At 62.6% G+C, this 10,272-nt stretch carries 10 protein-coding genes; all 10 read right to left on the bottom strand.

What is annotated here, in order from left to right:
• Nucleotides 1-31 precede the first annotated feature (31 nt).
• The gene (locus P9272_RS20765) at nucleotides 32-1,000 is read right to left on the bottom strand and encodes a helix-turn-helix domain-containing protein (RefSeq protein WP_278161992.1); all 969 of its coding nucleotides are present in this window, start codon (nucleotides 998-1,000) and stop codon (nucleotides 32-34) included.
• A gap of 172 nt (nucleotides 1,001-1,172) precedes the next feature.
• Entirely contained in the window at nucleotides 1,173-2,000 is an 828-nt protein-coding gene (locus tag P9272_RS20770) for an aspartyl/asparaginyl beta-hydroxylase domain-containing protein (RefSeq protein WP_278161993.1), read from the bottom strand.
• Nucleotides 2,001-2,208: 208 nt separating this feature from the next.
• Entirely contained in the window at nucleotides 2,209-3,519 is a 1,311-nt protein-coding gene (locus tag P9272_RS20775) for a replication-associated recombination protein A (RefSeq protein ID WP_278161994.1), read from the bottom strand.
• Nucleotides 3,520-3,619: 100 nt separating this feature from the next.
• On the bottom strand, nucleotides 3,620-5,107 hold the full coding sequence (locus P9272_RS20780) for a DegQ family serine endoprotease (protein ID WP_278161995.1): 1,488 nt from the start codon (nucleotides 5,105-5,107) through the stop codon (nucleotides 3,620-3,622).
• A gap of 192 nt (nucleotides 5,108-5,299) precedes the next feature.
• Entirely contained in the window at nucleotides 5,300-5,731 is a 432-nt protein-coding gene (gene rplQ, locus P9272_RS20785; RefSeq protein ID WP_278161996.1) for a 50S ribosomal protein L17, read from the bottom strand.
• 104 nt (nucleotides 5,732-5,835) lie between these two features.
• A complete protein-coding gene (locus P9272_RS20790; protein WP_040994640.1) occupies nucleotides 5,836-6,846 on the bottom strand; it encodes a DNA-directed RNA polymerase subunit alpha in 1,011 nt (336 codons plus the stop codon).
• A 97-nt stretch (nucleotides 6,847-6,943) separates the two neighbouring features.
• Nucleotides 6,944-7,333, bottom strand: coding sequence for a 30S ribosomal protein S11 (gene rpsK, locus P9272_RS20795; protein ID WP_006205444.1), 390 nt, complete (start codon nucleotides 7,331-7,333; stop codon nucleotides 6,944-6,946).
• Between the two features lie 140 nt (nucleotides 7,334-7,473).
• The gene (gene rpsM, locus P9272_RS20800) at nucleotides 7,474-7,842 is read right to left on the bottom strand and encodes a 30S ribosomal protein S13 (RefSeq protein WP_027170351.1); all 369 of its coding nucleotides are present in this window, start codon (nucleotides 7,840-7,842) and stop codon (nucleotides 7,474-7,476) included.
• Nucleotides 7,843-8,048: 206 nt separating this feature from the next.
• Nucleotides 8,049-8,639 carry an adenylate kinase gene (locus P9272_RS20805; RefSeq protein ID WP_278161997.1) on the bottom strand — a complete coding sequence of 197 codons (591 nt, stop codon included), beginning with the start codon at nucleotides 8,637-8,639 and terminating at the stop codon, nucleotides 8,049-8,051.
• Nucleotides 8,636-9,976, bottom strand: coding sequence for a preprotein translocase subunit SecY (secY, locus tag P9272_RS20810; RefSeq protein WP_126061028.1), 1,341 nt, complete (start codon nucleotides 9,974-9,976; stop codon nucleotides 8,636-8,638). Before secY ends, P9272_RS20805 begins: the two co-directional genes overlap by 4 nt.
• Nucleotides 9,977-10,272 lie beyond the last annotated feature (296 nt).

Here is a 10,272-nt window from a genome sequence, read left to right on the forward strand (position 1 = left end):
CGCAGAACTGCGACAGGTCAGGTTGCGTAAATCAACGCGGCCGGCGGATGCTGAAACGCGCGAGCTTGCGATGCAGCGTCGCGCGCGAGATGCCGAGGCTCTGCGCCGCCGCCGAGACATTGCCGCCGGTGCGCGCCATCGCGCGCTGCAGCACGCTGCGCTCGGCATCGTCGAGATCCTCCCGGGCCCTGGCCGGATCCCCAAGGATGTCGGCGGCGAGCAAGCCCCTGGCCAAGCCTTCCGAGGTTATGCCAAGAGCAAGCCGAGCCGAGCGTGTCGCGCCGATCACAAGGTCGTCGGCGTCGACGGCGATTAGCGCGCCGGCGCTACGCTCGGCGACCGGTGCAAGCAGGATGCGGGCATTGGAATAGACCATACGGAAATTCTCCGCCTCGATCCGGCGCGAGGCGTCACCTACCGCGACCGAGATAAGCTGGACGAAGCCTTCCGTGAGGTCAGAGCGGCAGGACGATACGTCGAGCGCGGCTGCCAGGTTGCCTTCATGGTCAAAGACGGGAGCCGTGGTGCAGCTCATGAGCGTGTTGCGCGAAAAGAAATGCTGGTCGCGATGGATGGTCAGCGGCCGCTGATCGGCAAGACAGGTGCCGATGCCGTTGGTGCCTTCACTGTCTTCGCTCCAGACCGTGCCGGTCCACAGACCCCATTCGTCGAAGGTCTCGTCGTCGGCGACCGCGCCCCGGCGCTCGACAGGGATGCCGTCGCGGTCGGCCAGTATCACGCAGCAGCCGACACCGCCGACCGCCTGATAGAGCCGGTTGAGGCTTCCCTCGGCCGCGCGGATCATTCGCTCCATGCGTTGACGGGCTTGGCGCAATTCGGCTTCGGTCAGTCGTCTGGGTGCCTTGCGCTCAGCCGGATCGAGATGATGCAATTGAAGGGAGCGCCGCCAAGAGGCGACCAACGCCGAATGGGCCGCATCGCTTCTGGCGATCGAAGCCTGGACGAAATCCGCATGACCGGCTGCTTGCCGCCCGCTCAAACCTATCCTCCCAGCGAGCGGACCTCCTTCCGCCCGTCGTTATATCCTGGTGGATATATCCGATGGAGGAGTTGTAACGGTTGCAGCCGATCGGCGCTATAGGACGTTGGTTTAAGAGTAGGCATCGGAGGCTCGGCCGCGCAGGCCGAGCCAGGTTGAAGAGTCGCCAGGATCAGTTGGCGGCGGCCTTCGGCTTGGACGACCCGATCATCTTCCAGTTCTTGTAGAAGATAGAATTGATGCGCTCAACGCTGACCGAGACGATGGCGAGAAGGCCCGCGATCAGTTTTGGGAACGGAGACGGCCGGATGATGTCGACGAAGACGCAGTAGCGGCGGCCGTCATATTCGTTGACCGAGCGGTGGAACAGCGTGTCGTCGAAGATGAACAAAGGGTTGTCGTACCAATAGTTCTTCCTGCTGCCGCACTGCACGAAGATCTCCGCCTGCACCGGGATCAGATTGTAGAGGATGCGCAGACTGAGGCGGAGCGGACCGAAATGCCAGGACGTGGATTCGCGCTTGCTGAAAACGGATACGGCGATCGTCTTGATGTATTTGTAATCCTTGTTGAATTCGGGAACGTTGTCGATCTTGTGCTTGCCATACCACTGGTAGACATACATGCCGCGCCTGCCGGCGCCGAAATTGGCGTCGATGTCGGCGATGATCTCGTCCTTGCGGGCCTTGAAGACGCCCAGGACCTCGTTGATCTCGCGCTGATAGTCCTCAGGGAACTGTTCGGGCTTCCATACGCCGGGGTTGCGATAGCAGAGCAGGTCGACGATCAGGTTGAACGGCGACAGCAGCCAGGTGAACATGCCGTTGCCGAGAAAGTAGCGGTCGAAAAGCTTCCAGTTCTTCTGATCGTTACGCAGGACGTCGATCAGGCCGCAGACGACCCAGATCGCGGTCAGGATCGGGATGAAGTAGAGAGCGAGCGCGAGAACCACGACCGCGATGGCGGCCTTGCGGAGCGACTTGACGGTTTTCTTTTTCATTGCCATTCGCGCGGGAGGCGCGATCCTGTTCCATGCGACAAAATCACGGCGACCCCCGTCAGCCGTGCGTCTTGATAGGATTTTTTGTTTCCCGGTACAATGCCGTCGCGCGAACCCGTCAATCGGCCAACAGAAATATTGGAGTTACAACTCCACCTCAATGCTCAGCCGACATGCTGCTAGCATGCCGACCACGGGGCCACGCACCTCAGTTGTTCCGTTCGCTGCGCAGCTTCGCCCAATATTCCAGCCGCTTGCGGATATCGCGCTCGAAACCGCGCTCCGGCGGATCGTAGAAAGTGTGCCGGCCCATTTTCTCGGGAAAATAGTCCTGGCCTGAAAACGCGTCGGGCTCGTCGTGGTCGTAGCGATAGCCGGCGCCATAATCCTCCTGCTTCATCAGCTTGGTCGGCGCATTGAGGATGTGCTTGGGCGGCAGCAGCGAGCCGAACTCCTTGGCGGCCGCGGTCGCAGCCTTGAAGGCTGTGTAGACAGCGTTCGATTTCGGCGCGGTGGCGAGATAGACGGTGGCTTGGGCGAAGGCGAGTTCGCCCTCGGGCGAGCCTAGATAGTCATAGGCGTCCTTGGCCGCGTTGGCGACGACAAGCGCTTGAGGATCGGCGAGCCCGATATCCTCCACAGCCATGCGCACCAAACGCCGCCCGAGATAGAGCGGATCCTCGCCGGCGTCGAACATGCGGGCAAGATAGTAGAGCGCCGCATCAGGATCGGAGCCGCGCACCGATTTGTGCAGCGCCGAGATCAGGTTGTAATGGCCGTCCTGGCCCTTGTCGTAGATCGGCGCACGGCGCTGGATGACGCGCTGCAGGCCTTCCGGACCGAAGACCTCGCCTTTCTTGGCGGCGCGCCAGACTTCCTCGGCCAGCGTCAGAGAGGCGCGGCCGTCGCCGTCCGCCATGCGGATCAGCATCGCGCGGGCCTCGTCGTCGAGCGGCAGCGCCCTGCCCTCGGTTTCTTCCGCCCGCGCCAGAAGCTTGGCGAGGCTTTCCTCGCCCAGCGAACGGAACACCAGCACGCGCGCTCGCGACAGAAGCGCCGCATTGAGCTCGAATGACGGGTTCTCCGTGGTTGCGCCGACCAGCACCACGGTGCCGTCTTCCATCACCGGCAAAAACCCGTCCTGCTGGGCACGGTTGAAGCGATGGATCTCGTCGACGAAGAGCAGCGTCTGGCGGCCGTTGGAGCGCCTGAGCTTCGCCGCCTCGAAGACCTTCTTGAGGTCCGCGACGCCGGAAAATACGGCCGAGATCTGCTCGAAGGCGAGCTTGGTCTCGCCGGCCAGCAGCCGGGCCACCGTCGTCTTGCCGGTGCCGGGCGGCCCCCAGAAGATCATGGAGCCCAGCGAACCGGAATCGATCAGCCGGGTCAGCGCGCCGTCGGGGCCGGTCAGATGCTCCTGGCCGACGACCTCGCCGAGATTTTTAGGGCGCAGCCGATCGGCCAGCGGCCGTCCGGGCGGCGCTTTCTCCGGCTCATCGGAACTGAACAGATCGGCCATGCAAGTCTTTTGGTTGAAACGCGATCCCACTCTTTTGAGAGCATGATCTTTTCAGGTGAACCTTTCGGTTCGGGATCATGCCTTAAATGGGCAGACCGCCTCAATAGCGCAACACCTGGCGCAGTATCTGCCCGCCGCGCTCGACGGTAAAGCGCCACCAGCGCGTGTCCTGCTGGGCAACCTGTGCCAGCGTCGCCGCGGTGTCGATGCTGGTGCCGTTCACCTCGCGCACGATATCGCCGGGCTGGAAGCCGAAATCGGCGGCCGGCGAATCGCGGCTGATATCGATGACGGTGACGCCCTTGAGATCGGTGCGAAGGCCAAGCCGCTGGGCAAGCCTGGGCGACAGCTCGGCGACCTTGGCGCCGGCAAAGGGACTGCGGCCGCGCAAGGTCACCTCGCTGGGCTTGGCGCCCTCCGGCGCGCGATCAAGCGGGATTTCCAGCGTCGCCTGCTGGCCCTTGCTCAGTACGACGAAGGTCGCCTTGGTGCCGATCGATAGCGTCGCCATGCGATAGTCGAGCGCCTCGATGCTTTCGACCGGGGTGTTGTTGAGCGACAGGATGACGTCGCCGGGCTTCAGGCCGGCCTTGCCGGCGGGGCCGGAACCTTCGACCGATGAGACCAGCGCGCCGGTCGGCTTCTCCATGCCGAGCGATTCCGCAATCTGCGGTGTCACCATTTCGAACTCGGCGCCGATATATGGCCGCTCGAAAAAGTCGAGACCAGCCTTGGCGGCATCGGCAAAGGCGCGCACCATGTTCGAGGGGATGGCGAAGCCGATACCGATCGAGCCGCCGCTGCGGCTGTAGATCGCCGTGTTGATGCCGACCAGCTGGCCGCCCATGTTGATCAGCGCGCCGCCCGAATTGCCGGGATTGATGGCGGCGTCGGTCTGGATGAAGTAGCCGGAATCCGAAACGCCGATGTGGCTGCGAGCGAGCGCGGAAACGATGCCACTGGTGGTGGTCTGGCCGACGCCGAACGGATTGCCGATGGCCAGCACAAGGTCACCGACCTCCAGCGCGTCCGAGTCGCCGATGGCAACCACCGGGAACGGCTTGTCGGCCGAGATCTTGAGCACCGCGAGATCGAGTGTCTCGTCCTTGAGCATGACCTTGGAGGTGAACTCGCGCCCGTCCGCTGTCGCGACCTTCACCTCGTCGGCGTCCTTGATGACATGGAAATTGGTCACGATGACGCCGCTCGGATCGACCAACACGCCCGATCCCAGCGACGATTGCGCGCGCGGCTGGGCGCGACCGAAGAACTCCTCGAAGAAGGGATCTCCCTCGAAAGGCGACGTCACCTTGGCGGTCTGCGAGGCATAGACGTTGACCACGGCAGGAGCTGTCTGCTTGACCAGCGGGGCGAAGGAGAGCTGCACCTGCTCGCGGCCGAACGGCACGCGCTTTTCCGGGCTGGCCGTGCCGTTCTCACCTTCAACGCCATGCAAAAGATCAGTCAGCACGTCGGAGAGGCCCGGGTCGGCCGGCTTGGCGGCGTTGTCGGCAAAAGCCTGTCTTGCGGCCGGTGCCGCAGCAAAGACGGCAAGCGCAGCAACAAGAACCAGTCGCTTGAGGTGCATCTTCGAATACCTCCAGATCGGGGGCCATTGTCCCGACGATTGTGCAGAATGAAAGGCTAATGCACACAAATGCGACACTTGTCGCGCAAAAGCTTGAGCCCGGACGTGAAATTCCGCTCGCTCGGCTCAAACCGTCCCAAATGCAGAAAGGGGCCCGAAGGCCCCTTGAAGTCATTGACGAAAATGCAGGCCTCAGGCGGCCGCGGCTTCCTCGCTGGTGCCTTCCGCCTCAAGGCGGGCCCGATCGGCGGCGCCCTTGGCCGAGGTGTCGCGATCAACGAATTCGATGACCGCCAAGGCGGCGTTGTCGCCCTTGCGGAAGCCAGCCTTCATGATGCGCAGATAGCCACCGTTGCGCTGCGCGTAACGCGGCGCAATCGTGTCGAACAGGCGCTTGACGACCGGCTCGTTGCCGATCTGGGCGATGACCTGACGACGAGCGTGCAGGTCGCCGCGCTTGCCGAGCGTGACGAGCTTCTCGACGATCGGACGCAGGTCCTTCGCCTTCGGCAGGGTGGTGACGATCTGCTCGTGCTCGATCAGAGACACGGCGAGGTTGGCGAACATCGACTTGCGGTGGCTTACGCTGCGGGCGAAGCGACGGCCTTTGAAACCGTGGCGCATGGCTCTTTTCCTTCTTCAGTTGTTCAAGAGGCCACGGCCTCTGATGGTTTTCCGCATGACCGTCGGATCGAGTGGCTTACGCCGCCGACCCTTGGAATTCATGCTCAATATTGGTCTTCGTAACGCTTGGCGAGGTCTTCGATGTTTTCCGGCGGCCAATCCGGCACTTCCATGCCGAGGTGGAGGCCCATGGCCGCCAGCACTTCCTTGATCTCGTTCAGCGACTTGCGGCCGAAGTTCGGGGTGCGCAGCATCTCGGCTTCGGTCTTCTGGATCAAGTCGCCGATATAGACGATGTTGTCGTTCTTCAGGCAGTTGGCCGAACGCACCGAAAGCTCGAGCTCGTCCACCTTCTTGAGCAGCGCCGGGTTGAAGGCGAGCTCGGTGACGGCTTCGGTCGCGACTTCCTTCTGCGGCTCGTCGAAATTGACGAACAGCGCGAGCTGGTCCTGCAGGATGCGGGCGGCGAAAGCGACCGCGTCCTCGCCCGAGATCGAGCCGTTGGTCTCGATGGTCATGGTCAGCTTGTCATAGTCGAGCACCTGGCCTTCGCGGGTGTTCTCGACCTTGTAGGAGACCTTCTTGACCGGCGAGTAGAGCGAATCGACCGGGATCAGGCCGATCGGCGCGTCCTCGGCGCGGTTGCGCTCGGCCGGCACATAGCCCTTGCCGGTGTCGACGGTGAACTCCATGCGGATCTCGGCACCCTCGTCCAGCGTGCAGATGACGTGGTCGGGGTTGAGGATCTCGACGTCGCCGACGGTCTGAATGTCGCCGGCGAGCACGGCGCCCGGGCCCTGCTTGCGCACGACCATGCGCTTGGGACCATCACCTTCCATGCGGATGGCGATTTCCTTGATGTTGAGCACGATATCGGTCACGTCCTCGCGCACGCCGGCGATGGACGAGAATTCATGCAGTACGCCGTCGATCTGCACGGCGGTGACGGCCGCGCCACGCAGCGAAGACAGAAGCACGCGCCGCAGCGCGTTGCCCAGCGTCAGACCAAAGCCGCGTTCGAGCGGCTCGGCCACCAGCGTGGTCAGCGTCTTCTTCTTCGACGAGAACTCGATCTTGTTCGGCTTGATCAGTTCCTGCCAGTTTTTCTGGATCATAAATGTCTTCCTTCCTTTGCCCCGCCACCATCCAATCGTGGCGGGCGACACGGAAAACCGCGGAGGAACGCCGTGGCGTTCGCGCGGCGCTTAAAAATCAGACGCGGCGCTTCTTGCGCGGACGGCAGCCATTGTGCGGGATCGGCGTCACGTCGCGGATCGAGGTGATGGTGAAGCCGGCGGCCTGCAGCGCGCGAAGGGCCGATTCACGGCCGGAGCCGGGTCCGCAGACCTCGACCTCAAGCATGCGCATGCCGTGTTCCTGCGCCTTCTTGGCGACGTCCTCGGCAGCCATCTGGGCGGCGAACGGGGTCGACTTGCGCGAACCCTTGAAGCCCTGGGCACCGGCCGACGACCAGGCGATCGAATTGCCCTGCGCATCGGTGATGGTGATCATGGTATTGTTGAAGGTCGAATTGACGTGGGCAACGCCCGACGAGATGTTCTTGCGTTCGCGACGGCGAACACGAGCGGCTTCCTTGGCCATGATAGTCCTTTCAGTTGATCTCTACACCGCCGTAATGCCAGCGGCTCCACCTTGGAGAGGCAGTAGGGGATCAAGGCAGTAAGGGAGTAGGGAAAACGCGATCCCTTTTGCCTTACTGCCCTACTCCCTTACTCCCCCAATTACTTCTTCTTGCCGGCGATTGCCTTGGCCGGGCCCTTGCGGGTGCGCGCATTGGTGTGCGTGCGCTGGCCGCGGACCGGCAGCGAGCGGCGGTGACGCAGGCCGCGGTAGCAGCCGAGGTCCATGAGCCGCTTGATGTTCATCGAGACTTCGCGGCGCAGGTCGCCTTCGACCTGGTAGTCGCGGTCGATCGTCTCGCGGATCTGCAGCACTTCCGCGTCAGTCAACTGGTTGACGCGGCGGTCCGCCGGGATGCCGACCTTGTCGACGATCTCCTGGGCAAACTTCTTGCCGATGCCGTGAATGTACTGAAGCGCTATGACGACGCGCTTGTTGGTCGGAATGTTGACGCCGGCTATACGAGCCATATTCTTCTCTTTCTCCATGTAGGCCGGACGAGCCGGCGTTCGAGTTACCCCGCGTCCGGTGGAGGCCGGCCCTTGCGGGAGTTTCCTGGTTCAAAGCGGACGCCTTGCCCGCAAGGGCAAGCAAAGTCCATGCCTAATAGGAAGACGGGCCGCCATACCCCAACGGCTCACTTCAGTCAAGCGCAATCTTTAATTGTCGGCGCGAACTATTTCGCCGCGGCCGCGAGCACCTTATCGATCTCGGCGGTCACCGCATCGATACTGGCCATGCCGTCGACGGTCTTGAGCTTGCCTTTGGCATAATAGTAGCCCGTCAGCGGCGCGGTCTTCTTGTAGTATTCGCGCAGGCGCTCCTCGAACACCGCCGGGTTGTCGTCCTTGCGCACCGGCTGGCCGGCGGCCTTGGCATCCTCCGCGCGCTTGATGATTCGGCCGACCAGCGCCTTGTCGTCGACGACAAGCTCGATGACCGTGTCGAGCGCGATGCCGCGCTCGGCAAGCATGGCATCGACCGCGTCCGCCTGGACCAGCGTGCGCGGATAGCCGTCGAGGATGAAACCCTTGGCGCAATCCGGCTGATCGATGCGCTCGGCGACGATGGCGTTCACGATTGCGTCAGAGACCAGCTCGCCGGCATCCATCACCGCCTTGGCGCGCTTGCCGACCTCGGTTCCGGCCTGGACGGCGGCACGCAGCATGTCCCCCGTCGAGAGCTGGGGGATACCGTGTTGTTCTACCAGTCTTTGTGCTTGCGTCCCCTTGCCCGCCCCTGGCGGCCCAAGCAATATCAGCCTCATCTGCTCCTCTTCCCCCCGCGCAACTTCGACTTCTTGATCAGGCCCTCATACTGGTGCGCGATCAGGTGACCCTGAATCTGCGCCACCGTGTCGAGCGTGACACTGACCACGATCAGAAGCGATGTGCCACCGAGGTAGAAAGGTACGCCAGTCGCTGAAATCAGGAACTCAGGCAGCAGACAGACCAGCACCAGATAGATGGCGCCGATGACGGTGATACGCGTCAGAACATAGTCGATATACTCAGCCGTGCGCTCGCCCGGCCGATAACCCGGGATGAAGCCGGAATGCTTCTTGAGCTGGTCGGCCGTGTCCTTCGGGTTGAAGACGATCGCCGTGTAGAAGAAGGCGAAGAAGACAATCATGCCCGCATAGAAGATCATGTAGAGCGGCTGGCCGTGGCCGAGCGAGGCCAGGATCGTGCTTGCCCAGGCCGGCAAGTTGGTCGCCTGCGAGAAGCCCGCGACCGTTGCCGGCAGAAGCAGCAGCGAGGATGCGAAGATCGGCGGGATGACGCCCGAGGTGTTGAGCTTCAGCGGCAAATGCGAGGTATCGCCCTGGAACATGCGGTTGCCGACCTGGCGCTTCGGATACTGGATGAGCAGCCGCCGCTGCGCGCGCTCGAAGAAGACGATGAGCGCGATGACGATGATGGCCAGCACTATGATCGCGAGGATGAGGCCCGTCGACAGTGCGCCGGTGCGGCCGAGCTCCAGCGTGCCGGAGATCGCCCGCGGCAGGCCGGCGACGATGCCGGAGAAGATGATCAGCGAAATGCCGTTGCCGATGCCGCGCGCCGTGATCTGTTCGCCGAGCCACATCAGGAACATGGTGCCGCCGACCAGCGTGACGACGGTCGAGATGCGGAAGAACATGCCGGGATCGTTGACGATGCCGTTGCCGCCTTCGAGGCCGATCGAGATGCCGTAGGCCTGGATCAGCGCCAGGAGCACGGTGCCGTAGCGCGTGTACTGGTTGATAATCTTGCGGCCCTGCTCACCTTCCTTTTTCAGCGCCTCCAGCGACGGGATGACCGAGGTCATCAGCTGCATGATGATGGAGGCGGAGATGTAGGGCATGATGCCCAGCGCGAAGATCGCCATGCGCTGCACGGCACCGCCGGCGAACATGTTGAACATGCCCAGCACGCCCTTGCTCTGCGACGAGAAAGCCTGGGCGAAAGCGTCGGGATTGATGCCGGGAAGCGGGATGTAGGTGCCGAGGCGGTAGACGAGCAGCGCGCCGATGGTGAACCAGATGCGCTTTTTGAGATCCTCGGCCTTGGCGAAGGCCGCGAAATTCAGATTGGAGGCTAGTTGTTCAGCAGCCGAAGCCATGCCTGATTCTCCGCTAGAGCATGATGCCGAAAAGTGTGGAGCGGTTTCGGACTACATCCTGCTCTACTTCATTGATTTCCGTGTCACGCTCGACGCCCACAGCTTGAGGCGGCGCGTGTCACCGAAGCTCACGAGATAAGCTCCGGACCTTGAACATGCAAGCGGCCGCGGTGACGCGGCCCCCCCATACAAAAGATAAAAAACCGGGGGGGGGGAAAAAAACAAATGAAAACCTTGAAACCCCCGAAAAAAAGCCCGTTAAAGGCGGCGGCCCCATACCGCCGCAAAAACCACCC

This window comes from Mesorhizobium sp. WSM4976 (genome assembly GCF_029625685.1).
Taxonomy (GTDB): Bacteria; Pseudomonadota; Alphaproteobacteria; order Rhizobiales; family Rhizobiaceae; genus Mesorhizobium.

Bases quoted from the DNA above. Each gene is read 5' to 3' on its own strand.
- rplQ (WP_278161996.1), bottom strand. From the start codon at position 5,731: ATGCGCCACGGTTTCAAAGGCCGTCGCTTCGCCCGCAGCGTAAGCCAC.
- P9272_RS20775 (WP_278161994.1), bottom strand. From the start codon at position 3,519: ATGGCCGATCTGTTCAGTTCCGATGAGCCGGAGAAAGCGCCGCCCGGA.
- P9272_RS20780 (WP_278161995.1), bottom strand. From the start codon at position 5,107: ATGCACCTCAAGCGACTGGTTCTTGTTGCTGCGCTTGCCGTCTTTGCT.
- P9272_RS20790 (WP_040994640.1), bottom strand. From the start codon at position 6,846: ATGATCCAGAAAAACTGGCAGGAACTGATCAAGCCGAACAAGATCGAG.
- P9272_RS20770 (WP_278161993.1), bottom strand. From the start codon at position 2,000: ATGAAAAAGAAAACCGTCAAGTCGCTCCGCAAGGCCGCCATCGCGGTC.
- rpsK (WP_006205444.1), bottom strand. From the start codon at position 7,333: ATGGCCAAGGAAGCCGCTCGTGTTCGCCGTCGCGAACGCAAGAACATC.
- rpsM (WP_027170351.1), bottom strand. From the start codon at position 7,842: ATGGCTCGTATAGCCGGCGTCAACATTCCGACCAACAAGCGCGTCGTC.
- secY (WP_126061028.1), bottom strand. From the start codon at position 9,976: ATGGCTTCGGCTGCTGAACAACTAGCCTCCAATCTGAATTTCGCGGCC.
- P9272_RS20805 (WP_278161997.1), bottom strand. From the start codon at position 8,639: ATGAGGCTGATATTGCTTGGGCCGCCAGGGGCGGGCAAGGGGACGCAA.